Origin of the sequence: Bhargavaea cecembensis DSE10, from assembly GCF_000348905.1 — a bacterium.
Classification (GTDB): domain Bacteria; phylum Bacillota; class Bacilli; order Bacillales_A; family Planococcaceae; genus Bhargavaea; species Bhargavaea cecembensis.
The window spans coordinates 79,717-104,710 of the sequence record NZ_AOFT01000006.1 but is presented as its reverse complement, the minus strand read 5'-3'; the positions used below and the strand labels follow the sequence as shown (position 1 = coordinate 104,710).

At 42.3% G+C, this 24,994-nt stretch carries 24 protein-coding genes; 3 read left to right on the top strand and 21 right to left on the bottom strand.

The genetic code is table 11. The features are described from left to right. Positions 1-27: 27 nt before the first annotated feature. The 15 genes from wecB to C772_RS07165 form a co-directional block, all read right to left on the bottom strand. Entirely contained in the window at positions 28-1,128 is a 1,101-nt protein-coding gene (gene wecB / locus C772_RS07235; RefSeq protein ID WP_008298695.1) for a non-hydrolyzing UDP-N-acetylglucosamine 2-epimerase, read from the bottom strand. A 90-nt stretch (positions 1,129-1,218) separates the two neighbouring features. After that, on the bottom strand, positions 1,219-2,277 hold the full coding sequence (locus C772_RS16090) for a sugar-transfer associated ATP-grasp domain-containing protein (RefSeq protein ID WP_008298694.1): 1,059 nt from the start codon (positions 2,275-2,277) through the stop codon (positions 1,219-1,221). Between the two features lie 31 nt (positions 2,278-2,308). Next, positions 2,309-3,739, bottom strand: coding sequence for a lipopolysaccharide biosynthesis protein (locus C772_RS07225; RefSeq protein ID WP_051059419.1), 1,431 nt, complete (start codon positions 3,737-3,739; stop codon positions 2,309-2,311). Positions 3,740-3,783: 44 nt separating this feature from the next. After that, the gene (locus C772_RS07220) at positions 3,784-4,875 is read right to left on the bottom strand and encodes a glycosyltransferase (protein WP_008298690.1); all 1,092 of its coding nucleotides are present in this window, start codon (positions 4,873-4,875) and stop codon (positions 3,784-3,786) included. A 1-nt stretch (position 4,876) separates the two neighbouring features. Beyond that, positions 4,877-6,190 (bottom strand): nucleotide sugar dehydrogenase, encoded by a 1,314-nt coding sequence (locus tag C772_RS07215; RefSeq protein ID WP_008298687.1) that lies wholly within the window; start codon positions 6,188-6,190, stop codon positions 4,877-4,879. Next, positions 6,190-7,437 carry a glycosyltransferase family 4 protein gene (locus C772_RS07210; protein ID WP_008298684.1) on the bottom strand — a complete coding sequence of 416 codons (1,248 nt, stop codon included), beginning with the start codon at positions 7,435-7,437 and terminating at the stop codon, positions 6,190-6,192. Before C772_RS07210 ends, C772_RS07215 begins: the two co-directional genes overlap by 1 nt. An 18-nt stretch (positions 7,438-7,455) precedes the next feature. Further along, on the bottom strand, positions 7,456-8,661 hold the full coding sequence (locus tag C772_RS07205) for an ATP-grasp domain-containing protein (RefSeq protein ID WP_008298683.1): 1,206 nt from the start codon (positions 8,659-8,661) through the stop codon (positions 7,456-7,458). An 11-nt stretch (positions 8,662-8,672) separates the two neighbouring features. Next, positions 8,673-9,332: an acetyltransferase gene (locus C772_RS07200; protein WP_008298681.1), complete on the bottom strand. Its 660-nt coding sequence runs from the start codon at positions 9,330-9,332 to the stop codon at positions 8,673-8,675. A gap of 13 nt (positions 9,333-9,345) precedes the next feature. Next, complete coding sequence (locus C772_RS07195; RefSeq protein ID WP_008298679.1) at positions 9,346-9,939, bottom strand: sugar transferase; 594 nt, start codon at positions 9,937-9,939, stop codon at positions 9,346-9,348. Further along, positions 9,932-11,134, bottom strand: coding sequence for a DegT/DnrJ/EryC1/StrS family aminotransferase (locus C772_RS07190; RefSeq protein ID WP_008298677.1), 1,203 nt, complete (start codon positions 11,132-11,134; stop codon positions 9,932-9,934). The genes C772_RS07195 and C772_RS07190 overlap by 8 nt, the downstream gene beginning before the upstream one ends. A gap of 21 nt (positions 11,135-11,155) precedes the next feature. Beyond that, positions 11,156-12,397, bottom strand: coding sequence for an O-antigen polymerase (locus C772_RS07185; RefSeq protein ID WP_152419724.1), 1,242 nt, complete (start codon positions 12,395-12,397; stop codon positions 11,156-11,158). Positions 12,398-12,520: 123 nt separating this feature from the next. Further along, on the bottom strand, positions 12,521-14,356 hold the full coding sequence (locus C772_RS07180; RefSeq protein ID WP_008298674.1) for a polysaccharide biosynthesis protein: 1,836 nt from the start codon (positions 14,354-14,356) through the stop codon (positions 12,521-12,523). A 113-nt stretch (positions 14,357-14,469) separates the two neighbouring features. Continuing rightward, entirely contained in the window at positions 14,470-15,237 is a 768-nt protein-coding gene (locus tag C772_RS07175) for a tyrosine-protein phosphatase (protein WP_008298673.1), read from the bottom strand. 54 nt (positions 15,238-15,291) lie between these two features. Continuing rightward, positions 15,292-16,011, bottom strand: coding sequence for a CpsD/CapB family tyrosine-protein kinase (locus C772_RS07170; RefSeq protein ID WP_008298672.1), 720 nt, complete (start codon positions 16,009-16,011; stop codon positions 15,292-15,294). Positions 16,012-16,016: 5 nt separating this feature from the next. Continuing rightward, positions 16,017-16,742 (bottom strand): YveK family protein, encoded by a 726-nt coding sequence (locus C772_RS07165; protein ID WP_035001736.1) that lies wholly within the window; start codon positions 16,740-16,742, stop codon positions 16,017-16,019. Positions 16,743-16,930: 188 nt separating this feature from the next. Between C772_RS07165 and C772_RS16085 the strand changes: the two genes are divergently transcribed. After that, entirely contained in the window at positions 16,931-17,737 is an 807-nt protein-coding gene (locus tag C772_RS16085; RefSeq protein WP_008298668.1) for a hypothetical protein, read from the top strand. A gap of 35 nt (positions 17,738-17,772) precedes the next feature. On the opposite strand, the gene C772_RS16660 is transcribed toward C772_RS16085, so the two are convergent. The 3 genes from C772_RS16660 to C772_RS07145 all read right to left on the bottom strand — a co-directional run bounded on the left by C772_RS16660 (position 17,773) and on the right by C772_RS07145 (position 19,551). After that, positions 17,773-17,934 carry a hypothetical protein gene (locus C772_RS16660; protein ID WP_160162841.1) on the bottom strand — a complete coding sequence of 54 codons (162 nt, stop codon included), beginning with the start codon at positions 17,932-17,934 and terminating at the stop codon, positions 17,773-17,775. Between the two features lie 95 nt (positions 17,935-18,029). Then, on the bottom strand, positions 18,030-19,019 hold the full coding sequence (locus C772_RS07150; protein WP_008298664.1) for a nuclease-related domain-containing protein: 990 nt from the start codon (positions 19,017-19,019) through the stop codon (positions 18,030-18,032). A 310-nt stretch (positions 19,020-19,329) separates the two neighbouring features. Continuing rightward, entirely contained in the window at positions 19,330-19,551 is a 222-nt protein-coding gene (locus C772_RS07145) for a DUF2188 domain-containing protein (RefSeq protein ID WP_008298663.1), read from the bottom strand. Between the two features lie 191 nt (positions 19,552-19,742). Here C772_RS07145 and C772_RS07140 point away from each other — a divergent pair, with 191 nt between their 5' ends. After that, entirely contained in the window at positions 19,743-20,645 is a 903-nt protein-coding gene (locus C772_RS07140; RefSeq protein WP_008298662.1) for an S-layer homology domain-containing protein, read from the top strand. A 199-nt stretch (positions 20,646-20,844) separates the two neighbouring features. Here the strand turns inward: C772_RS07140 and C772_RS07135 are convergent, their stop codons facing one another. Then, positions 20,845-21,741 carry a LysR family transcriptional regulator gene (locus tag C772_RS07135; RefSeq protein ID WP_008298659.1) on the bottom strand — a complete coding sequence of 299 codons (897 nt, stop codon included), beginning with the start codon at positions 21,739-21,741 and terminating at the stop codon, positions 20,845-20,847. 134 nt (positions 21,742-21,875) lie between these two features. Here C772_RS07135 and C772_RS07130 point away from each other — a divergent pair, with 134 nt between their 5' ends. Beyond that, the gene (locus tag C772_RS07130; RefSeq protein WP_008298656.1) at positions 21,876-22,853 is read left to right on the top strand and encodes a DMT family transporter; all 978 of its coding nucleotides are present in this window, start codon (positions 21,876-21,878) and stop codon (positions 22,851-22,853) included. 156 nt (positions 22,854-23,009) lie between these two features. Here the strand turns inward: C772_RS07130 and C772_RS07125 are convergent, their stop codons facing one another. Both C772_RS07125 and C772_RS07120 read right to left on the bottom strand, forming a co-directional pair. After that, a complete protein-coding gene (locus C772_RS07125; protein WP_008298655.1) occupies positions 23,010-24,260 on the bottom strand; it encodes an Nramp family divalent metal transporter in 1,251 nt (416 codons plus the stop codon). A 74-nt stretch (positions 24,261-24,334) separates the two neighbouring features. Then, positions 24,335-24,976 (bottom strand): helix-turn-helix transcriptional regulator, encoded by a 642-nt coding sequence (locus C772_RS07120; protein WP_008298653.1) that lies wholly within the window; start codon positions 24,974-24,976, stop codon positions 24,335-24,337. Positions 24,977-24,994: the final 18 nt, after the last annotated feature.

The following is a 24,994-nucleotide window of genomic DNA, read 5'->3' as shown; positions in this document are numbered from 1 at the left end:
GCTGTTTCTCTTCGGTCCCTTTTATGCTTATAAATGCTTCTCCAAAACATCCGCAATCCGTTTACTAGCAAAACCATCTCCATAAGGGTTACTCGCCCTACTCATCTTTGCATATTTTTCTTCATCCTCTAGCAGTTGCTTAAAGGTGTTATAAATTGTCTCTTCATCAGTTCCAACTAACTTAAGTGTCCCTGCAGCAATGCCTTCCGGGCGTTCTGTAGTATCACGCATAACCAGAACGGGCTTACCAAGGCTCGGGGCTTCTTCCTGGATGCCGCCGCTATCTGTAAGTATCATATAGGACTGTGCAAGGAAGTTATGGAAGTCCAGTACCTCTAGTGGCTCAATAATTCTTACCCTATCGGAGTCTCCCAAGATTTCGTTGGCCGCTTCCCTTACAACCGGATTCATATGGATTGGATAGATCGCCTTAATATCCGAATGTTCATCGATAATCCGCTTAATTGCACGGAACATGTTTCTCATCGGCTCGCCGAGATTCTCACGGCGGTGTGCGGTAATCATAATTAATCGGCTATCCGATGCCCATTCGAGCTGCTTATGACGGTAATCTTCTAGAACAGTCGTCTTAAGAGCGTCAATTGCTGTGTTACCCGTGACATAGATGTCTTCCGCGTTCTTCCCTTCCTTCACTAGGTTTTCCTTGGAGGTTTCTGTAGGAGCGAAGTGGTACTTAGCCACAAGTCCGACTGCCTGTCGGTTGAACTCTTCAGGGTATGGCGAATAAATATTATATGTACGCAGGCCCGCCTCGACATGGCCGACTGGGATTTGCAGGTAGAAGCATGCTAATGAAGTCACGAACGTTGTAGACGTGTCTCCATGCACCAAGACCACATCCGGCTTCACTTCCTCAAGGACAGCTTTCATCTTTTCTAGAATATTGATGGTTACATCAAAGAGACTTTGCTTTGCCTTCATGATGGATAGATCATAGTCCGGTTGGACGTCAAATGCATGTAATACCTGATCAAGCATTTCGCGGTGTTGTCCGGTTACACAAACAATTGTCTTTAGCGCTTCTCTTGTTTTTAGTTCTTTTACTAAGGGGCACATTTTTATTGCTTCAGGTCTAGTTCCGAAAACTATTAATACTGTTTTCTTCATAATGTATCTCCAATCTCTTATTAAGTCTTAAATAAAAATAATCAGCCCTTTCAAACACGCTTTTCGGTATTGCGATATAAAGGTTTAAACTCATAATATATTATGTTGTTTGTAAAACTTCTTTACTTTAGGCTCTTTTAACAATGGAGTATGAACCTGCAACAAATTCACATCGGGTACGTTATTGCCTTCTAGTATAGCAAAGCCTTTGTCAAGCAAAACAACATCCCACCCCACGTACTTTATATAAGGATATGAAGACGCCGCTCTCAAGATGCCCTTCTTTATTTCATTCCACATTGGAATAACCTTGCCTTCTATTTGCTCTCCAGACTCTGGATGCTTATCATACCACATTAGTTTTTCATTAAATGGAAATGAAACACCTTTTCCTAGTTCACCTGTTTCGAGATTAATCCTTGCATTTAACCCCCCAGCAGTCCAATTATCAACTGGAGAAGATTTAGAATTTCCTATTCTTTGCACAGCTATCGGTATAAAAGCTTCTTGAGTTTCTTCATCAACCATTGTAACGATCCTCAATGTATTGGTAGTACTTGGATAAAACGCATTTGCAAATTCGCCTTGTATTAGGTATTCGCTCATAAAATAATCATCCATACTGTACACCAACTCTTCAATTTGCTGAGGCAGGACTTCACTCGAATTTAAGTAATACTTTTTTTCGATACGCTTCAGAATAAAAATTCCCTTTCCCCCATCCCCTCTCGCAGGCTTAAAAACACAAGCTTGATTTTCCTCGAGGAAGGAAAAGATATCCGAAATTGTTTTTATTGAATGCTTGCTGTCAAGTGAAGAAATTTTACCCTTTGATATAAAAGCATAGCTTATTGGTACTTTAAAATGGTATTTATACATAGCTTCAAAGACTACCTTATCCTTTAAAATAAAAGAATAAGGAGAATTAAGGTACATAGTTTTATATCGTGAACGGTCTGAAAGATAGTCTTTATAATCGTTCGTATTTAGATTGTATATATATTCAGATTCGCTCAAAAACCCTTTTGACATCCACTTAATTCTTTTAACAAAATTTGTTCGTAATCGTGAATTTTTTTCCTTAAGATAAAAGTTTCTGTGAACATTTGCTGCTTTTGCCAAGGACAAGAACTTCTTTTTTATGGACATCATTAATCCTCCATTTAATGTATATTACTCCTCATATATTATTACTTTTTTTATTTATCAAACCAAAAATAAAAACAATTTCCTTTTTATAAAACATGCACAGCATAAAAATTAATATAACACCGAAAATATATGTGAATAATTCTAATGGCCATATTATATTTACTAATGCAAATACAGTCAGAAGTCCAATAAAAAAGTACACTTTCTTTAGTCCAAAATCCACCTTATAGTATCTTAATGAAATATGCGTTCTTAAAGAAAAGAATACGATATATGATAGACCCGTAGAAATTGCTGCTCCAACTGCACCAAAATCCGGAACTAATAAAGCATTTCCAATTATATTAAAAACGCATGAAATTAGTGCTATTAATATATGCCAATGAGTTTTTTTATAAAAATTTATTCCTATCACAGTAGTTTCTGACAATGTGTACATAATAGGCATGAAAACTAAAAACGGTATAACTACTTTAGCCGCATTGTAATCAACGCCCAATAGAAATATTATTAAATCTTTTAGGAGGATAATTATTATTGCAATAAAAAACAGTACGAATGCTAACGCCTTGCTTATTTTAGAAAAGAAATTAAAATCAAGCGGAGAATCTTGAAATCTTTGGAAACTAACCGGGGCCCAAAAGGTTGTAAAAGCAGACTCTATAACTTTTAATAAGGCAACAATTTGAAATGCAGCTGTGTATATGCCCAATTCTTCAAAATTAGCCCAATATCTAATAGCAAATCTATCGAAGGATTGAAACAGCCAGGTAATTAATATTGTAATCATTAAGGGAAAACTATATATTAATATTTCCTTTTGAGAATGCAATGCTATTTTGCTGTGTTTCAGCAAAGATTTACACCAAAAAGCTTTCTCTTTAAATATCGCAAGAAATGTAGCTAATATTAATGCGAAAGAAAAAGCATAGATAAGAAGCTTATAATCTGCAGTAAAGAAAATAATAAAAAGAATAATTAACAACAAATTGAGGGATCTATTAACTACAGTAACAATAGAGTAAAGTATTCCTTTTTGCTCCATCCGTATGACTAATAATGCAAATCTGAATAATACTTGGAATAATATGCTTATTATAAGAATCCAAACAACCTGTTCTTCTATTTCGCCAAAGAGCAATAAACTGATTTTTTCCTTAAAAATAATAATGAAGAAAACAAAAAACACAGTTAAAATTACAGGCATTTTCAGTGTATTTATAAATAAAGTGGTTCTATTCTTTTCTTCTTCTTCATAGTAAAATCTAACAAAAGCTTGGTCTGTCCCAAATATAATTAATATCATTATTAAGTTAACCGCTAAAGTAAACATGGAAAATTTACCGAAGTCTGTAGGGGGGAAAATCCTTGTACTTATAATTGTAGTAATTGCACCTACTATTAAAGCTAATCCACTTCCTAAGAAATACGTTAAGAATTTCGATAAAAGTTTGTTCATATACATTCTTCCAACAAGAAATGAAAACTCGTCGGAAATTCCACTCACCTTTTAATTATTTCTTGGAAGAGCTTAATCTCTTCTTCAATTGTATGTTCCGAGAAATATTTTGTATTTTTTTCTTTAATTTGAGGAAATCTTTCTAAGATAGTTCCGAGATTTATTTTAGGATTATCATTATTAATAAAAGAAACATTTTCAAATCCCAAAAATACTTCTCTGCATATTGAGATATCTGAGGTAATGACAGGAATCCCAAATGTAGCGAATTCACAAGCCATAACTCCCTGAGAATCCACTCTTGTTGGAATTAAAGCAGATCTTGACCTATTTAAATAATTAATAATTTCAGAGTGGGAAAGATTTTTCTTAATTAAAGTTAGATTATCCGGTTTTGAATTATGTTCGAAGAATTTACCTTTTCCGATTACACAAAATTTATAATCGGGGTTATTTAACGCCAAATTTCTAACTATGTCTATCCCGTATTTCGAACCATCTAAGTTGCTACGTATTGTGATAAAGTCATAAAACTTTTGGGTTTCACTTTCAAAGGATTCTTTCTCGAAGGTTTCCCCAACACAATTGTAAATAACATGACTTCTGCCAGCTAAAGTTTCCCGGGGTACCTTCACATACTTGTAAAACATCTCAAGCATCCATTCACTTACAAATACAAATTGAGATTTGTGTGATATTTTAATAAAGAAAGACCTCCAAATCTTCAACTTAAAGTAATCATATATCTTCCTTTCAATGGAATGATATTGAGATTTCTTTTTAAGGTATTTATATGGTTGTGGATAAATCTCTGATGTTTTTAAGACTTCGTGACCGTGGAAGAAAAAGACTATATCAGAAAACAAATAATGATACTTCTTAATAAATTTATAATGATTTTTTATATTAGGTGCATGTGAAACTAGGATATCACTCTTAAAGAAATCAGGATTTTCAGTAAAATTTTCGAATGTATAGACCTGGATATCTTCATAAGTATAGTTTTGTTTCGCTTTAAATGAAATGACTTTAACATCAATACCGGATTGTTTATACCAATTATTTCTACTATGGATATAATGTAAAGAAACCCTTCCTACCTCTGAGTAATCCTCTGCAATAACCAAAATCTTCATATTATAAGCTCCAATAAATAAAACTATTCTGTGTAAGTTTTTTTCTATCATGAATTCCTTTTATATCAATAAAGACTTTTCTTGTTTCACGTTTATAAAAATCATTAAAATCACTTATTGTAAGTTTTTGAAATTCATCATGTCCTACAGCTAAAATAATGCTATCTAGATTTTTCAAATCATCTTTATGAGCTAGCTTAATACCATATTCCCTTTCTACTTCTACCGGGTTTGCCCATGGATCATATACAATTATATTAACCCCTAATTCTTTCAAATCATTTATTATGTCTATCACTTTAGTATTTCTTACATCAGGACAATTTTCTTTAAACGTAATACCTAATAAACCAATACTTGATCCTTTTATTGGAATATCTGCTTTTATCATTTCTTTAATTACACTTGAGGACACGAACTTAGGCATATCATCATTAATCTTGCGACCAGCCGTAATAATTTGCGAATGGTAACCTAACTGTTCTGCTTTATAAATAAAATAGTATGGGTCTACCCCTATACAATGCCCCCCTACTAAACCTGGTTTAAAGTCGAGGAAATTCCACTTTGTTCCTGCTGCTTTTAATACTTCTTTAGTATCTATATTCATTCGATTGAACACTAGTGATAATTCGTTCATAAAAGCTATATTTATATCTCGTTGAGAGTTTTCAATGACTTTTGCTGCTTCTGCAACTTTAATTGACTCCGCTTTATGAATTCCAGCTTTAATTATTTCACCATAAACTTTTGCAATGAGCGAAAGTGCTTGATCATCAGAACCAGAGACTACCTTTTTAATCTTTGTTAATGTATTTTTTTTGTCACCTGGATTTATTCTTTCTGGTGAATAACCAACTTTAAATTGTTTGCCAAATTTCAAGCCTGATTCCTTCTCTAATATAGGAATGCAAACCTCCTCCGTTGTACCCGGATAAACAGTTGATTCATATACTACGATTGCACCCTCATTTAAGTTGCGACCTATAACTTCGCTCGCACTAATTACTGGTTTTAAATCAGGAGTTTTATCAGAATTAATCGGAGTTGGTACTGAAACTATATGAAAATCAGCTTGTTTTAACTCCTCTTCATTAGTTGTGAAGCGCATGGAAGTTTGTTTAACTTCGGTATCGCCCACTTCCTGTGTAATGTCAATGCCATTAAGGTATTTTTGGATTTTCTCAGAGTTATTATCGTATCCTATTACCTTAAATTTCTTTGCTAATTCAATTGCTAATGGCAATCCTACATAGCCCAATCCTATTATTGATATTATCTTTTCTTGTTTAATCAAATTCTCGTAATTAATCATTATTTGCTCCTTACTTCTTTCACTATGGTTGTTAAATGCAATGAAAGTTTTTGATAAACTTCTTCAGCATTAAATTTATCTTGGTATAATTGCTCTGCATTCTTTTTCATCGCGCATAATTTTTGAGAGTTATTTTTAAACTCAATAATATATTTTGCTAATTCTTCCGAGGTTCGGTATCTCCTTCCGCAATTATATTTTTCTGCCAAGTCCTCCATAATCCCATCTACACTCATGAGAATAGGCAAAGATGCCGAAAGGTATTCCCCAAACTTATTTGGCGTATTCTTAGTAAAGTTAATACTATTTTTGTATGGTGCTATACCAAGATCTGAGTTTGATAAAAGAGAGTAAATTTGTTTTTCCTCAATCCAACCAGGAAAAATAATGTTTTCTGTATCTTTAGTATTGCTTTTAATTCGATCTAAAGATTCTCCAGTACCACATAAAACAAATTTCAATCCCTTGATGTGAGAGAGTTTTCTTGCAGCTTCAATAACAGGCTCTAGCACGAATTGCCTACCAAAGTTCCCCAAGAAGGTAACTATAAAATCATCTTTTTTGAGTCCATATTGGCCCCAATAATCTTCAAATCTATTTTTATACTTATTATAATCTGGTTGTTTATACGAAGTATAAAAAACATCGTCATATTTTCTCTTTTGTATTTTTGCTAAGTTCAGTCCATATTCTAAAAAGCCTGGAGTTACACCGATTATAGAGGTGGATTTTCTTAATGTGCTAATTAATCTCTTTTCGGAATACTTGACGTACGGTATGATAAGTTTTTTCTTCCAACCATTAAAGGCTTCATAATATATTTCTGGCCACAGATCTCTTATATCTATTACTGTTGGGATATTGTTCTTTTCCCCAAACTCGACCACACTTTTAGAGAGTTGTAAAGGTGCCATTGTCGCAATTATTACATCAGGTTTCTTGAGACTTTCTGCCTTAATATTAAACTTTTCACTTAATTCTCTCTGATTCATTATTCTTTGTAAGGATATATTCCTTTTATACCCTTTAGTTTTTAATAGATGGATAGTATACATATCATTAATTGCTATATCTTTATTCTGCAAACTTCTATGTTCTTTTTTATAATGATGAAAAGAGGAACTAAACCAATGAACGTCATGGCCCAATTTATTTAATACATCCGCCAATAACCCCATCCTTCTAAGTCGTGGTTTTCCAGGATCAATAGGTAGTGGTTCTCCAGATGAAACTATCCATATATTCAATAAGAACTTCCTTTCCTTCTATTCAATTTCGATGTGTAATAAAGATACCGCTTTATCACATTTCTCTATTGCAGATTGGTTATCTTCACTCTGCGATATAATAAAACCGAGTCTATCAGTGCTATTCTCTAAATCCTTTCCGCCTATTACTTTGTCTCCTTTTTTCTTTGTTACGGTGATTTGCTTAATCCCTTCAATCATCCTAGCTTTGTTAAGATTATAAATTCCTTTAAGGGTTCCAGTGTCCTTTGGATAAAAATATTTTATAGCTGCACCACCGTTCTTAGTAAACGTTAATTTCGGTTGGTTACCCAAAGATATATCAATCGTAGCTTTTACTATATCAATACCAGTTGATAAGGGAACTAAATGCGTGGAAATATTATCTCCCCCAAGCCTTGCTCCAACTTCAACTATTTTAGGTCCTTCACTAGTTATAATTATTTCAATATGTGCGGGTCCATTATATATGCCTAATGCTTTAATAGAGGCTTTTGATATTTCCTCCACTTTTTTTATAATCTCAATCGATAAAATACTTGGTTGAGAGTGACCAACTTCAACAAAATTAGGTGCGCCAGTAGTAACTTTGTCAGTGATAGCAAGTACAGATACATGGCCATTCATACTTATGGTTTCAACACTAATTTCTGGACCAATCATAAATTCCTCAACAATTACCTCTTTTGCAACTGAAAAAGATAAACTCTTGTGGAACGCTGCTTTTTTTGTTTCCACATCGTCCTTTTGATGGATTTTAGTAACGCCCCTACTGCCCGAACTGTCAGCTGGTTTTACTATGATGTCATCATTGAAGTCATTTAACAACTCCAGAAATTCTGAAACGGTTTTAGCCTTCTTAAAATTCGGAACAGGTATACTTTTGTTGTTTAAAGCTTCTCGCATTAGATATTTGTTTGTTGTTAACTCTGCTGTTTCTATTGATACTCCAGTTAAATTAAGTTCATTAACCACAGCTGCTACACTTCTCATAGGCAAATCACTTGCTAATGTTATTATTCCATCAATTTTATAATATTTAGCGGCCTCTATCACTGAGGGAATTTCATTTGTACTTTTATTAACAAAGATATCAGCTTCTGTTGATCCAATTGCGTTTTTGTCTATATCAACAGCGATTACTTCTAAATTCATTTCCTTGGCCGCTCTTATAGCAGGAAGTTGTAAGATACTAGCTCCTAAAATCATAATTTTCTTTTTCATGCACTCATTCCTCATAAAAAATGTGTACTTTTTTTCCCTTTTAAAATAGTCCCTTTATTTGCAGCAACTACGGTATATGGAGGTATATCTTCGCTTAAATATGCTGCGGCACCAACTAAAGAAAAACTATCAATAGAAACATGGTCTTTTACCACACTGGCCTTTCCAAAAAAACAATTATCCTTTATTTGGACATTTCCTGCTATAGCCGCCATTCCAGAAAAAGTATTAAAGTCACCAATAATTGAATCATGAGCAATTGACACGTTATTCCATATCAGATTGCCATCTCCAATAGAAACAAAAGGACATAGAAGAGAACGCTCAAGGATAATATTACCTTCACCAATACTTTTAGCCTCTATTATTGACGACGAATGAAAGTATGAAGCAATACTATATCCTTTATTTTTACATTCTTTAAAAATTCTTTCTCTTATTTTATTCATATTTTTATAACCTATTGCCAATAAGATTTCATATTTTTGAGGAAGATATAATTTTTCAATGTAGGAGAAGTCTACTAATGGTAATCCTTCAAATAAATCTTTATCGGTTCCCTGTTTTTCCTTACAAAATGCAACTACTTTTCGAGGATCTTTATCATTATCAATATACCATTTTATTATTTTAGCAAATTGAGAATCTCCAAATATAATTAAGTCTTTCATTTTCGTCTCCAGTTCATTGGTAGATATTGTTTCTTTTTACTGTATTCTTTATTGTATAAATTATAATCTTAATATCTAAAGATAAAGAAACGTTTTCAGTATAATATATATCGTTTTCATATTTTTGTTCACTTGAAATTGAGTTTCTAAAGAAAGCTTGGCTATATCCAGTAATTCCTGGTTTGACTTTTAATCTTTTTATTTGGAATTCGTTATACTTAGTAATGGCACTCGGCAAATCAGGCCGTGGGCCTACGATACTCATATCCCCCTTTAAAACATTTAATATTTGGGGGGTTTCGTCGATGCTTGTAGATCTAATGAAACGTCCTATGGATGTTAACCGTTTGTCATCTAATGAATTATATGTGGATCCATCATTATTTCTTATATCCGGGGCGTTCACAATCATAGAACGAAATTTATACATTTTAAAAACTGCCCCATTTTCTCCTAACCTTGATGAATTATAAAAAATTGGGCCTCTGTCAGTGATATATATTGTTGGCGCAACAAAGATAAAAATCAATAGCCAAAAAGGTAACGCAAAAATCGCAACCAATATATCAAATACTCTTTTTCCGAATTTTTCATAAATATTATTCATTTGCGACATACCGCCTAAATTTACTTATAATATATTCTATTTGTTCATCACTTAATTGTGTGTGTAGAGGAAGGGTAATTTCATTCTCGTATTGTTTATATGCATTTTGATAATTTTTAATATCCATCCCCATCCTCTTGTATGCTGTTAACATAGGTAAGGGCTTATAATGAACATTACATGGAATGCCTTCTGCTGCCAATTTGTTAATAATATTATTCCTTTGTTTTTCACCGATTCCTTTTATTCGAGTTAGGTAGAGATGACCTGAAGATGAGTATAGTTCGCCATAATGTTCTATCAATTCAACATCTAAATCTTTTAATCCATAGTCAAATCTCTTAATTATTTCCTTTCTTCTACTTAATAATTCTTCATATCTCTCTAATTGAATCAGTCCAATGCTTGCGTTAATGTCAGTCATATTACATTTAAAACCCGGGTAAATAATATCATATTCCCATGCACCTATCCGCGACTTAGAAAGTGCATCTTTTGATTGACCATGTAAACTATATAGCATTAACTCATTATACATCCACTTATCATCAAGGCCGTTATCGTTTCTCCAAACAATCCCTCCACCTTCTGATGTAGTAAGATTTTTAACTGCATGGAATGAAAACACAGTGAAATCCGCAACTTGTCCGCAATTTTTACCATTTCTAACGGCACCAAATGCATGCGCAGAATCTGCAAGCACAACAATTCTTCCAAATAAGCTCTGTATGTCGTTACTTGGTTTATACTTCATTTTAACTTTTTCTACAACATCGTAAATCCTGTCATAATCACACATTTTTCCTGCTATATCCACTGGGATTATTACCTTGGTATTTGGAGTAATCACTTTTTCCAACATAGAATAATCCATTTCATATGAATTTGGAGCCGTATCTACTAATACTATTTTTGCTCCTACATGATTAATTACAGAAGCTGTAGCGGTATATGTATACGCAGTAGTAATAACTTCATCACCTGGCCCGACTCCTAATATTCTAAGAATTAGTTCCATAGCTGCCGTTGCCGAATTTAAACAAACAGCTTTTTTGACTCCAACAAATTTAGCGATTTCATCTTCGAATTTTTTTGTTTTTGGTCCAGTTGTAATCCAGCCAGTTTTCATTGTTTTGACAACTTCTTCAATTTCTCTTTCAGTTATATCTGGCGGTGAAAATGTTATATTTTTCACTATTTATTCCTCCAAATAATGTTATTTACTTAGCCTCAATCTTGTCATTAAGAAGACTACGAAAATAATAATACAGCCTGTATATCCTATAAAAAACCCATTGTAAACAGATCCTCTTCCTGCAATCACATAAACCACACCAAACAAAACTATTAACATAGCTTTTATCACAAAACTTCTCCTATTAACAAAATTATCAACTATAGAATTCAGTATAGCCCAAAAAACACCCAAAAAAATACCAAACCACCATAAATTAGCGAATACATCACCATAAAGTGTTGGATGCATTGAAGATTTTGTATTATAAATATTATTGAGTGACGCACTGCCCATCGTTATGGCGAAATCTGGTGGTTTTAACCCAAAGGAGAGAGATGTGGGAATTGCGATTAATAACAACCTAATATAAGTATGAGCTTCGTTAAAACCAGGCCAATCATTATCAATTTCGATGAAACGGTAAAATGTATTTCTTAAACTTAGTTCACCATCTCCACTCAATAGCATAGTTATTATTTGGTTGTTAATCCCCCAAAAATCAAAATTACTCATCAATAAATAAAACCCACCATAAATTCTCAATAATCTTAAAAAGTATACTGAATATATAACTACCAATCCTGCTGTAGTAAAAAAGATCACTTGTTTTAAGGATATATTCCGTTTCTCATTGAAGACATATGGAATAATTAAAGCTATAAATAGCGGCAAAATTGTAATTCTATTACCAGTAATTAAAGAGTAGAAAAGAACCAATATAGAAGATATTACGAAAAGTTTCTTTTTACCATTTAATCGAAAAACCAATGCCACCCCAGCCGTTGCAAAAAAGAGAAGATTAGTGTATTTCAATACGTTCCCATAACCCAAATTCTGCCCAATCACATAAAAGCTACCCCAATTTGCATTAAAGATACTACCTAAGTAGAAATTAGTGTAAAGCAACAATGCAACAAACGAAGCTATTAAGCCTACAAAGAAAAATACATAAAGCAGTTTTTCCCTGCTGGGAAAATGCGAATGAGATATTTGTATAGCACTATGTTCCTTAAGAGTTATAATGTTTTTTCTTTTCTTACCAATTTTCCACAACATAAATCTTGAAAAGAGATAGATTGAATTGAATAAAATAACAAATATTGATGCTTTGATCATAACATTATAACCGTATTCCATTTGATTAAAAACCACGGAAAGAAAATGCGGAATCCCAAACATAACCAAAAGAGTAGCCCACAAAAAAACTGAAACAAATTTCATCCTATACTCATAAATACACAACACAATTATACTAATCAGCTGTATGAACGCTAAAAGGAAGTTCATAGATAAAGTTATCCTTTCAGTCTTCTTATTTACCGTCACTTAATTTCAAGTAGTTTTTCACCCCTTGACAAGTTCGGTTTCTCTTGGAGATTCAGGTATTTTTCTGTTTGAAAGAGCAACTAATGTAATCCTTAATTCGTCCTCTTTCATATCAAGGAGCTTGTCCAGGATATATTGTTGTTCCGAACTACCAATCGGTGTAGCTCTTCCGATATGAATTTTCGGGAAGACCTGTTCTTGCTGGATTTCTGAAGGATCGAGAAGTTCTTCGTAAAGCTTCTCTCCCGGCCGCATGCCTGAGTAAGTGATGCCGATCTCTTCGACCTCATAGCCCGACAGCTTGATGAGGTTTTTGGCAAGATCGACAATCTTCACGGGATCACCCATGTCGAGAACGAATACTTCACCACCACTGGCGAGTGTGCCGGCTTGAATTACAAGGCGGGATGCCTCCGGAATAGTCATGAAGTAGCGGGTCATACGCTCGTCCGTGACCGTCACAGGACCGCCTGCAGCAATTTGCTTTTTGAAGAGCGGAACCACAGATCCTCTAGATCCGAGGACGTTACCAAATCGGACTGCTGCAAACTTAGTTTTACTGTTCTTAGCCAGGTTTTGGACGACCATTTCCGCAAAGCGTTTGGTTGCGCCCATGACGTTTGGCGGGTTGACCGCCTTGTCTGTAGAGACAAGGACGAAATGGCCAACGCCGAATGTGTCCGCTGCTTCTGCAACATTCTTCGTGCCGAAGATGTTGTTCTTTACCGCCTCGAATGGATTTGCTTCCATAAGCGGGACGTGTTTGTGGGCTGCGGCGTGATAGATGACGTCCGGTGCGTGTTCGGCAACTGTATCGAAGATCCGTTCCCGATCCTGTACATCTGCGATAATCGGAACGATTTCGGTTTCAGATTGCTTTAATCCACGAAGTTCACGGTCAATCAGGTAGATTGAGTTTTCACCGTGGCCAAGAAGTAGCAACTTATCCGGTTTGAACTTCATAACCTGCCGGCAGATTTCCGACCCAATCGACCCGCCTGCGCCCGTAACAAGAATCGTTTTGTTTTGCAGCTTATTGGCGATGGCTTTCATATCGAGTTCGACTTCCTCGCGGCCGAGGAGGTCTTCGATCTTCACGTCACGGATATCGTTGACAGAGACCTTGCCCGTCATTACATCCTCAATCCTTGGGATGGTCTGGGTGCGGGCCCCGGTGTCGACACAGGCCTTGGTAAGATCTGCCATCTCAGTTTTGGACATGGATGGAATAGCGATGACAATATTCTCGATATTGTGGGCCTTGACGAGTTGAGAGATTTCCTTTGATCCTCCGGCAACGTTCACCCCGTAGATGTCGAGATGCTGCTTCGTCTTATCGTCATCAACGAACAGGACAGGCATGAGGCCGTTCTGAGGATTCTGCTTCATCTGCCGGACAACCATGGTTCCGGCTTGTCCCGCACCGACGACCATTGTGCGTCTTCCGCTTAGCTTTAGGCGTTTGGTGATCGAGTCGCGGTACACTCTCCACATAAACCGGGAGCCGCCGATGAGGATCATATGAAGCATCCAGGTGATTGCGAGAACCCGTACATAGATGTCTTGCAGTACGATCATCTGGACGACTGCAATCGTGGCGATCGAGATGGTTACCGCCTTGAAGATGGCTTTCAATTCTCCGACTGATGCATAGGCCCAAGCTTTCCGGTACAGCCCGTAATAGGCTGCGGTCAGGTGATGGGCGACAAAGATCGTCAGAGCACTAAGCAGGAGTGTTTTGGATTCCAGTACATCCGCTGCCGGATGCAAAAGCAGGAAGCTGACATAGATTGAGAAAAAGACAATGCAGGAGTCGATGAATCCTAACAAGATCAAACGTTTTGGATGCGTCACACACCTAACTCCTTTCAAGTTACATAAGGGTCTATTTTACCATAGGCTATTATACTAAAGAATTCCTATAAATGGAACCCAGGGCTATCAATCTTTGACAATTTTACATAGACTTAACCGAAAATAAACCATTTCTTCTTCGGGGCAGGCTCAGCCGGCTCCAAGATGACCGGATCGCGGTGTTCGATGACACGTGCGTTATTCTCTAGGAAGATATCGACGGCATCGGCATGTTTTTTGCGCTCCAGATACGTCAGGCCCTTGTCGAAGAAGAAGTTGCGCTTCCTCAGGTCATGGGCATCCGAGCCGTATAAATGGATGAGATTAGCATCGATCAGCTGCAGAGCTGTATCCCGGACATCGTTACCGAATTTCCCTGCCAGGCTACCCGCCGTCACTTGCGCGAGCGCTCCATGGTTGATGAGGCGTGCCAGCCGCTCCGGCTTATCGATAATAGCGCGGTTGCGCTCCGGGTGGACGATGACCGGCAGAATGTCCCGTGATAGGAATTCATTGATTACACTTGTTGTGTTGCCTGGGATGCCGGAAGACGGAAGCTCGATCAAGAGATACTTCGAGCCTGCCAGTGTGAGAAGTTCTCCCCGGTCAAACCGTTCCACGATATCGTCTTTGATCCGGACTTCATGGCCCTGGTGAATTTTCACCTTGATGCCCGCCTGGTCGGCAGCCCGTTGCAGGTTCTGAAGACGTATAAGCGCGTCTTCCTTTTCCGCATGAAATTGTGGATGAAGGGCATGGGACGTCGCCGTGATATCGGTGATCCCTTCCGCCTCTGCCTGGCTGAGCATCTCTAGTGCGTCCTCCAGGGTCGCCGGGCCGTCATCGACTCCGTACAAAATATGTGCATGTGTATCAATCACGTGTTGTTCCTCCTGTCTGAACGCAAAACGAAAGAGAGGAAGAGGGTGTTCCCCTTACTCTCCCTCTCCGTAGTAGTGGTAATAGTGATGGTCCTTACCAAGTTTAAAGTTATTCATGATCGCCCCGAGAACGCGGGCTTTTGAAGAACCAAGAAGCTCCTTCGCCTTTTCGGCGCTTTCCTTCTCGGTTTCCCCTGTATTGATGACAAAGATCGTTCCGTCTACCCGGTTGGCCAGGATCTGCGCATCCGTCACCGAAAGGACTGGAGGCGCGTCGAAAATGACCATGTCATACCGGGCAGTCATGTCCTCGATGAACTGGTCCATCGTTTGGGAACCGAGGAGTTCCGCCGGGTTTGGCGGGATCGGGCCGCTTGTCATCACATGAAGATTCGGCGTGATTTCGGCTTCTCTGATGACCTCACCCGGATTTTCCTGACGGGTCAGGACGTTTGAAAGACCCAGTGTGTTGGTCATATGGAATGTGTAGTGGACAGTCGGCTTCCTCATATCCCCGTCCACCAGCAGGACGCGATTTCCGTCCTGTGCGAACAGGATTGCGAGATTCGCCGAAGCCGTCGACTTCCCCTCACCCGGCTGGGACGATGTGAAGAGCAGTGTCTTCAGATCCTTGTCCGGCACAGAAAAGTTGATGTTCGTCCGGACCGTCCGGAACTGCTCGGATACATGTGATTTCGGACTTGCGTGGACGACCAGCTTACGCGCACGCTGCTCCAGTTGGTTTTTCTTGCGGTTCTTTGTCTTGAGTGCCATGCGGTTCACCTTCTCCTTCTGCTTGTCCTGACGACTTCATCTACATTCACTTCAGAATCCGGAATCGGGCTGACCAGTCCGAGGATCGGCATGCCGAGGACATCTTCCACATCCTGTTCGGACTTGATCGTCGTATCCAGATACTCGAGTAGGAATGCGATCCCGACACCAAGCATGAGTCCGATTACTGCACCAATCGCCATATTCAGTACCGGGTTCGGATCTACCGGCTGCGGGTTGTCGGATGTGATGGCAGGCGAGAGGATGTTCACGTTGTCGACACTCATCAGGTTCGGCACTTCTTCTTCGAACACTTGCGCGGTCGTATTGGCGATGTCCGTCGCCCGATACGGGTCAGGATCCTGCACGGTCACCGTGACCACCTGGGAATTCTGTGCACTTTCGACAGCGATTTTTTGTGTAAGCTGTGACGCGGTGAGGTCAAGGTCCAGGCGCTCGATGACGAGGTCCAGGATTGCCGGGCTCTTGATGATCACGTTGTACGTATTGATGAGCTGCAGGTTTGTCTGGATATCCTGCGAAGTGAACTGCTCGGTTTCAGCGCTCGTCTGGTTCACGAGAATCTGTGTTTTCGCCTGGTATACCGGCGTCATAAGCATGAAGCTCACAACCCCTGCGACAGTCGTCGCCAATATGATGCAGGTCAGAATCAAAGCCAGGCGTTTCTTTAATGTTCTGAACAGATCCTGCAGACTGATAGTCTCTTCCATCATGCGGCCCCTTTATTGCTGTGGTCTATTCGGAATTTCTTCCAATTATTCTCGTAGTATATCATAGAATCCATTCATTTTGTGACAAAATCCGCATTCATTTATGGTAAACTTGTAATCAGTTTGTAAAGAACCGCGCTATAGCGGTCTAAGACTATATACACATGACCTTGGGAGGAGCCGTAATCATGCGGAAAGGACTTCTTGTTACATTAGTCGCACTGCTCTGCGGAGCAATACTCATATTCAGTTACCTCACCTACCAAAACCGGCTTGAAGAAGCCGCACGGGTAAAAACGGATGAGGAAACAGTAACAAATGAACCGGAAGAAAACACCACTTCTGAACCGGAGCAAAATGGAGAAGAAAACACAGATTCCGTGTCGATTAAGCAGGAAGAACTGGAAATCCTGTCGGCCAACACTGATGCTAAGGTCCAGGAAGTGCTCCTGGCGCGTCTGGAAGCCGGCGAACCTGCACAAATGGTTGTTATCGGATCCGGTGAAATTCAGGGCATTGCTGACCGCCTGGCGGATGCTGTGAATGAAGCATACGGTGATTTCCTGACCGTTGATGCCTTCGCATTCGACGGAACAAGCGCCGAATTTGTCGAACAGGGCGTACCGAATTTGGCGTGGACGAACGAATATGACATCGTCCTGTACGAACCGTTCACCCTCAACAACAACGGCATCGTCGTGATCGAAGACGAACACGCCCACATCGCGCAAGTCGAAGAACGCGCCATGGAAGCCGTCCAGGACTCCGCGTTCCTGATCACCCCGTCCCACCCGATTGAGAATGCCGGCTACTACTTGACGCAGATTGATTCGCTCAAAAACTACGCCGAGCAGCAAGGCATTCCTTATGTAGACACATGGAACAACTGGCCAATGGATGAATTGGATTCATACCTCGACGAAAACGGTGTCCCGACTGAACAGGGCCTCGATGTCTGGGCAGACGCACTCATCCAATACTTCATCGCTCAATAAACGTTAAAAGGCTTCCGGTTCGCGCCGGAAGCCTTTTAACGTCCTCTTATAGTAAGTTCTGCCTCAATCATTTCCTTCAGCCCCTGCGGCCCCACCCGTTCATGAAGCGCCACCAAATCCTCCGTCGCCATACTCGCGAACCGCTCCCGATTTGCCGCCTCCACATCCTCCTGCTGTCGGGTAGCGAATAGATCCATCCAACCCACCGCCAGAAAATAATACTGAGACGGGGTAATCTCCAACACACTGCTCTTCATAGCCAACCTCCCTAACCGATTTATAGAGAGCTTGGTCAATAGAGAGACACTTCATACATTGCATCCAAATCCCGATAAGGATTCAGACTATAAACAGTTCGGGTGGAAGCACCGCCTTTATCCAGCTCGTACATCCGGAGAATCCGGTTGGCGGATTGCTTGCCGGTGAGCCTGGCGAAGGTCCGGAGCTGGGCATTATTGATTGTCGGATGGATAAGCAGGAACCAGTCCAAGATCAGCTGCCAATAATCCCGGAGCCCCTCATGACCACAACCCGTGCAGTGGACAGTCCGCTCAGTCGCCCGGGCCAGGACGGCATCGCAGTCCGGACATAGGAATCCCCGCTTCAGATGATTCGGATTGATTCCGAACCGTTTGCAGATCGGAGTCCACTCCTTATGAAGACCCTCTCGCTCAAGCAGCCTAACTAGCTGATTGAACTGTTGAGCATCCAGACAGTCCGGCTTGATCCTGAACTCGTTCTCCAGGTAAAACGGAATCTCGCGGACCGGGATAATGGGCGCGGCATCCGGCAATCCTTCCCACACATTGTGGGATGCGAAAGCTACCGTGCCATTTACCGGAAGCTCAATCCCCCGGCTTTCCAACCAGCCTTCCATTGCGCGGATCTGAGTCTCCAGCTGCAGAATCGGGCAAGGGAATGCGATGGCAAGTCCATCATCATCCACCCGCTCAATCCGCTTAGGTGAATGGCAATAGCGGAGCATGCCCCGGTAACGCTTCGACTCGATGATCCACGCCCCTCTCGGCGTCAAAATAAGTGTATCAATCTGCACGCTTTCACCTTCCCCAAGCTCGATTTGCAGATCCGTAAGCACTCGCACGCTCCCGGGCAGTCGAGTCCTTTGCACATATTGATCTGACGCCAACTCACCTGAGTACCCGGCCTCCTGCCGATAAATTTCGTCCTTCACCTGTCGAATCGCAGGATCATCCGGTTTGAGCCTTGCCAGTGCCCGCTCCAACGCATACAGATAGACAGGATATTGTCGCCTCACCTCCATGCCCTCACTCCTTTTTGGAGTTACCATAGCAGGATGACTGTCGGTTGACGAATCGGCATCATTCAAATTTGAACTCCTTATATGGCTCATAATTGAATCTTGCGAGGTTGCTATTTCGGAGAAGCCATGGCAGGACTAAACAGGCTATTTATCAAAATTGAAATTTAGCATTCTGGTGAGTGATTACCTGGAGTGCCTTAACCTTTACCTCCCCCTCCCTAGTTATTACTGCTGGCATTCGTGTTTTTACCAAGACCGCTTTAGTCTATACGAAAAGGACTGCCGGGCCGGCAGTCCTTCCCTTCTTCTCTTATCCCCTCGGCGGAAACGGATCCTTCCCGTATGTATTCCGCTCCCGGATCTGGCCGTCTTCCCCGTGAATGAGCAGCTCCGACCGCTCCTGCTTGGCGAGTTCCCGTCCGATTTCAAACGCTTCTTCCTGCGTATCCACCACTTGAGACGGCTCCGATTCCCCTTCTGCTTTCACGCCCCATCTGTCATCAACCGGTATTACATGTATGTTCTTGCCCATTCGGCTCACTCCTTCAATCGCTCTTTTCTTCTTTCATTCCCCAGGGTGTGAACGGCGAATCCGGACCCGTGTCGGATACCGCTTTTATTCCACTAAAACTATATATTTCTTCCGACATCAAACGCTATGGACTGGCCTCCGCACACCGACTATACTCATCTCAACACACAGAGAATTGGGGGGGAATTCACATGAAATCATTGATCAAATGGGGGCTGGCAGCGGTGATCGCGGTTGGGACGCTCCTGCCGTCCGCCGCGTTCGCGAAGGGGTACTCGGACGTTACAGAGAAGGATGCGCACTATGAAAACATCCTGGCTGCGCAGGAGCTCGGGCTCATGACCGGCTACGGGGACGGCACGTTCCAGTCATCGAAGCCGCTACAGCGCGCGAATGTCATCAAGGCGCTCGGCAAACTGCAGCTGCGCCTGATCGGCGAGACGCTGGAGTCGTATCCTTACTATGGGACGCGCCCGTTCCGGGATATCCCGCGGACGCATCCGGACAAGGAGCTGTTCAAGTACTCGGTCATCGTCCGCAATGCCGGCATCTTCGAAGGGGATTCCAACGGCAATGTGAATCCGGACAAGCCCATAACCCGCCAGCAGATGGCGAAGGTGCTGGTGAATGCATTTGGACTGTGGCAAGTCGGTGACCTCGATGATACTGCAATCATGGATCTTGATAAGGCAGCTTGGTATTTCCAAGACTACATCCTGGTGCTGTCCCATTATGGCGTGACAACTGTGTCGGAGTACCGGCCGCTCGCGACGACCACGCGGGGACAGTTTGCTTCATTCTTGGTGCGCTCGTATGACGTCATGACCAACTCCCCGGTGGAGTATATCGAAGAATATTATGCGGACCTGTTGCCGGGCGAACAGCCGGAGCTGCCGGATTCTCTGTATGTGTTCCTCCAGAATGGCGCCATGTTCAATACGCCTGTCGAGTGGGATCTGGCTGAGCTGGATACCTCTACACCGGGTGAGTATGTGATTACCGGCACACTCAAGGATTTCCCGGGTGAGACGGCAGTGGCGACGATCTATGTGTATGCTGAGGATGAGTGGCTGGAAGATAAACCGGTTGAGTAATGTCGAAGGAGGAGCGCCTGCGGGCACTCCTCCTTTTTCATCTGTATTGCAGTGAGTGATTACCACACTCTGATGAATCTTTACCCCGAAAACGTCAGTGATTACCTTCCTCAACTGAGTTCTTACCAAAAGAACGTGAATCGTTACGCCACCAATAAAGCACGCACAGTAATAACCGAAAAAGTCCTCAGATCCTTTTTCAAGTACTGAGGACTTTTTTATTTGCAAGCGGGTAGGCCATTACGCCTTCGACCCGTTCAAATGTTTCGATGAACTTTTCGAGTGTAGAAGTTAAATAGGCATCTTTCCGTCTGATGAATACTGTATTGACTTTACTATATTCTTTAGGCAAGTAATGGCAGTGGATGATTCCTCTTTCTTCCAGATGGGCAACGGCTGATTTGGGAACGAATGTAATGCCCAGCCCCATCGTTACGCTCCCCAAAATCGTTTCCAATGTCCCGAACTCCATTAATTTTTGCGGTGTGATGTTTTGATCTTGATACCACTTTGCCAGTCGTGCCCGGTAGCCGCATCCTTCGCTAAAGCAAAGAATCGGTTCTTCTTTTAGTTGATCCAACGAAGTCTTCGCACTGTCTGATATCAGGACAAGCTCTTCTTGAAACACATCATGGGAAACCAGTTCAGGATGGGGATCGATTTCTGTCACGAACGCACCGTCCAAACGGTGGTGCAGCACATCATCTTGCAGTTGATGAGTCACACCCGTGTAGAGTGATAAGTCTACGTTTTGATACTTTTTGTTATAAGAAGCCAGTATCACCGGCAATTTCATAACGGTTTCGACCGTCCCGATTTCAAGTTTGCCTGCCGGTTCAGTTTTACTTTGAACGACTTTCTTCATTTCATTGGTCAGCGCAAGAATCTTTTCGCAGTAAACAAGAAGTTTTTTTCCTTCGGGCGTTAATGTCATTCCACGACTATGACGGTTAAAAAGAGCGGTATTCATTTCAGTCTCAAGTTTTTTAATTCTGGAGGTGATATTGGATTGGACATAACTTAATTCTTTTGCAGCATCGGTGACTGTACCTTTTTGTGCAACCATTTGAAAAATCTCTAAATCTTTAATTTCCATATGATCATTCCTTCAATATACTCTTTCTCATGATATCACTAATCGAGATGGAAGACATCGTTATTGTTCATTTTAAGAGATATCGTACCTATGATTTAATAGAGTTAACAGTTAGTTGAAGGAGACCGAACATCATGAAGAACACCGTAGTATGGGCCGCTATGTTATGCCTGATTTCCGCAGTTTCCTGGGGAGCCATGTTTCCGGTTGCGAATCATGCATTTCAACATATCGACCCATTTTATTTCACACTTTTCCGGTATGGTTTTGTAACGATTATTTTAGTTGTATGGCTGTTTTGGAAGGAAGGGCAGGAAGCTTTCCGTTTTGAAGGGAAGGGTCGGCTCCTCTGGTTTTTTGGAACCATGGCCTTTGCGGTTTATAATTTGCTGATTTTCTGGGGTCAGGATTTATTGGGTGATCCGGGTACGATGATTGCTTCGATTATGGAATCGTTAATGCCGATGATTTCTATTGTGATTGCTTGGCTGTTCATCAGGCAACGACCTCATGCATTTACGATGTTTTGTGTCGTTCTTGGGTTTGTCGGCGCATCGTTGGTCGTAACAAAAGGCGATTTCGGTGCCTTTTTCTCAGCTTCAAATGCGATCATCCCATCTTTATTGGTCTTTATCGCAGTTGTTGGGTGGGTTGTGTACACGATGGGCGGAACCCGATTCAGTAACGATGGCTGGTCTGCATTGCGTTATTCAACTTTAAGCTGTTTGCTCGGAACGGCTACTGCGGCTGTTGTCGTGATTGGTGTCACGCTCACAGGCTATGTCTCGTTTCCAACCGTTGAAACATTGACCATTACAAGCCCGCATCTTGCATTTATGGTCATCTTCCCGGGAGTGATCGCACTGGTGGGGTGGAACTATGGCGTCAGTGTCATCACACCGCTGAATGGGTTGTTATTTCTTAACTTTGTGCCCGTCACCACGCTAGTCATTCAAATTGTCCAAGGTGTAAGCGTCACGGCTTATGATTATATCGGCACCGTTTTCATTATCCTGTCCTTACTTTTAAACAATCTGTTTCTTCGGTTACAGCAGAAGAAAAGGGAAACAAAAGAGGATTTCAGAGGAAGATTGCAGGAAACGGAGGCATAAGGAATCGCGAGTTCCCACCTATGGGGGTGCGAGTCCCTACCAAGGGGGTGCTGAGTTCCCACCTCCCCTCTACTGAATTCCTACCAATCTTGCCTGAATCACCACCAAATCAAATCAAGCCCGGACGGGAATCCGTCCGGGCTTTCCTTTATGCTTTTATCCGAGAAATGCTCCGATCGCATCGACCAGGCTGTAAATCCCAAGCCCCGCACAGATGATTACGACTACCCCGCCGATGATGTTCTGCGTGAGGTTATTGGCGTAGCCGCCGAGGCGTTTTTTGTTGTTGACGATGACGAGCAGGAGGAACGCGATGAACGGCAGCAGGATCCCGTTGATCGCCTGGGCGAAGATGATGACCGAGACGACTTCAAAGCCGGTGAGTGTCGAGAAGATGCCGAACACCGTGATGCCGGCAAAGACGGCTTTGAAGCGTTTGTCCTTCATGCCGTTTTTCCAGCCGAGAAGGCCGGAGATGGTGTAGGCGGCGCCGAGCGGTCCGGCGAGTGCGGAGGACAGGCCTGCCGCGAAGAATCCGATGCCGATAAAGGCGGATGACCAGCTGCCGAGCACGGGCTCAAGCTGGAGCGACAGATCAGCGACGCTTTCGACGCTCATGCCCTTGATCACCGTCGCGGAGGTGATCAGGATGGCCGCGGTGATCAGGCCGCCGATCAGGATCGAGATCATGCTGTCGCGGCGCGAGTCCTTCAGGTCGTCCGGGCTTTTCCACCGCTCATTCACCGTGGCGGCGTGCAGGAACAGGTTATATGGTACGACCGTCGTGCCGATCAGGGCGATGACCGTGATGATCGAGCCCACCGGAATCGACGGGAGGAAGGCACCCTGGAACACCTCGCCGATATTGGGCCTGACGACGATCATCGTCGTGAAGAACGTGACGCCCATGATGAGCACGAGCCCGATCATGAATTTCTCAACGATCTTGTAGGAGCCTTTCAGTGCCAGGAACAGGATGATGATCCCGAGAATCGGGCCGATCACTTTCTGGGGCAGGCCGGTGATGATCGACAGCCCGGTAGAGCCTCCTAATAAGTCCCCCGTTATATAGGCAGTGCTCCCGACGGTGATGGCGACGATGACGAGCGTCATCGTGGCGTATCTGATGACCGGATTGGAGAACTGCTCGGCGATGGCTTCCCCTAGCCCTTTCTGTGTAATGATGCCGAGCCGTGCGCTCATTTCCTGCAGGATGATCGTTGCGAGAATCGAGAACAGGACCGCCCAGAGAAGGGCATATCCGAACGATGCCCCTGCCCGGGTCGCCGTCGTGACGGTGCCGGGTCCGATAAAACTTGCGACGATGACCATGCCCGGACCGATGGACTTGAGCCGCTCCATCAGTCCCCTTCTGGGCGCTTCCGACTTGCTTACCGTTGTTTCCATCCTTTCCACCCCTTTTGGTTGATTCCCCCTAAAGCGCTTTCAGGTTTGCCAATGACGGTGCGGCCTGAAGGCTGTCACCGTGTTTCATCCAAGTAGTTATAAACAGACTGTTTCGTGACGCCGAGTACCGCGCTGATGCGCTCGGCGGCCCCCTGGATCAGGAAGACGCCGTTTTCCTCGAGCTTTTTAACGAACCGCACCTTGTCGCTTTTCTTCATCTTCTCGATCGGGACGCCGACCTCTTTCAGGGCGTCATCGATCAGCTTCTCGAACACTTCTCCGACCGACTGGGCGTAGGACTCCTTTGGAGGGACAAACGCATCGTTCATCCCGGCGGTGAACTCGCTGATGACGGACTCCATCTCTGCAAATGCGGAGATGTCGAAATTGATGCCCATAAATCCGATGACCTTCCCCCGGCTGTCGCGGATAAACGACGTGGACGTTCGGATGAATTTGCCGTCCTCCGTCCGGGTCACCTGCCCGAGCCTATCTTTGATGCCGTCCTCCTGGTTCACGAGTTCCTTCAGGATCACCTCGGTCGTCGGCGCGCCGATTTTCCGGCCCGTGACGTTCCCGGTGATGTAGATGAGGGATGACTCGAGGTCGCGCAGATTATGGATCACCACTTCGCAGCGGCTTCCGAACGTCGCCGCGATCATGTCCGCGATCGGGATGTAGCGCTTGAATATGTCCTGGTGTTCATTGGCTGTCATGATTTCACCTGTTCTGTT

Excerpts from the sequence above, each read along its gene's own strand:
- wecB (WP_008298695.1), bottom strand. The coding sequence starts at position 1,128 with ATGAAGAAAACAGTATTAATAGTTTTCGGAACTAGACCTGAAGCAATA.
- C772_RS07170 (WP_008298672.1), bottom strand. The coding sequence starts at position 16,011 with ATGGCACTCAAGACAAAGAACCGCAAGAAAAACCAACTGGAGCAGCGT.
- C772_RS07135 (WP_008298659.1), bottom strand. The coding sequence starts at position 21,741 with ATGGAAATTAAAGATTTAGAGATTTTTCAAATGGTTGCACAAAAAGGT.
- C772_RS07165 (WP_035001736.1), bottom strand. The coding sequence starts at position 16,742 with ATGGAAGAGACTATCAGTCTGCAGGATCTGTTCAGAACATTAAAGAAA.
- C772_RS07120 (WP_008298653.1), bottom strand. The coding sequence starts at position 24,976 with ATGACAGCCAATGAACACCAGGACATATTCAAGCGCTACATCCCGATC.
- C772_RS07130 (WP_008298656.1), top strand. The coding sequence starts at position 21,876 with ATGAAGAACACCGTAGTATGGGCCGCTATGTTATGCCTGATTTCCGCA.
- C772_RS07150 (WP_008298664.1), bottom strand. The coding sequence starts at position 19,019 with ATGGAGGTGAGGCGACAATATCCTGTCTATCTGTATGCGTTGGAGCGG.
- C772_RS07200 (WP_008298681.1), bottom strand. The coding sequence starts at position 9,332 with ATGAAAGACTTAATTATATTTGGAGATTCTCAATTTGCTAAAATAATA.
- C772_RS07125 (WP_008298655.1), bottom strand. The coding sequence starts at position 24,260 with ATGGAAACAACGGTAAGCAAGTCGGAAGCGCCCAGAAGGGGACTGATG.
- C772_RS16660 (WP_160162841.1), bottom strand. The coding sequence starts at position 17,934 with ATGGATCTATTCGCTACCCGACAGCAGGAGGATGTGGAGGCGGCAAAT.
- C772_RS07220 (WP_008298690.1), bottom strand. The coding sequence starts at position 4,875 with ATGAAGATTTTGGTTATTGCAGAGGATTACTCAGAGGTAGGAAGGGTT.
- C772_RS16085 (WP_008298668.1), top strand. The coding sequence starts at position 16,931 with ATGCGGAAAGGACTTCTTGTTACATTAGTCGCACTGCTCTGCGGAGCA.
- C772_RS07215 (WP_008298687.1), bottom strand. The coding sequence starts at position 6,190 with ATGATTAATTACGAGAATTTGATTAAACAAGAAAAGATAATATCAATA.
- C772_RS07145 (WP_008298663.1), bottom strand. The coding sequence starts at position 19,551 with ATGGGCAAGAACATACATGTAATACCGGTTGATGACAGATGGGGCGTG.
- C772_RS07140 (WP_008298662.1), top strand. The coding sequence starts at position 19,743 with ATGAAATCATTGATCAAATGGGGGCTGGCAGCGGTGATCGCGGTTGGG.
- C772_RS07225 (WP_051059419.1), bottom strand. The coding sequence starts at position 3,739 with ATGAACAAACTTTTATCGAAATTCTTAACGTATTTCTTAGGAAGTGGA.
- C772_RS07185 (WP_152419724.1), bottom strand. The coding sequence starts at position 12,397 with ATGAAATTTGTTTCAGTTTTTTTGTGGGCTACTCTTTTGGTTATGTTT.
- C772_RS07205 (WP_008298683.1), bottom strand. The coding sequence starts at position 8,661 with ATGAAAAAGAAAATTATGATTTTAGGAGCTAGTATCTTACAACTTCCT.
- C772_RS16090 (WP_008298694.1), bottom strand. The coding sequence starts at position 2,277 with ATGTCCATAAAAAAGAAGTTCTTGTCCTTGGCAAAAGCAGCAAATGTT.
- C772_RS07195 (WP_008298679.1), bottom strand. The coding sequence starts at position 9,939 with ATGAATAATATTTATGAAAAATTCGGAAAAAGAGTATTTGATATATTG.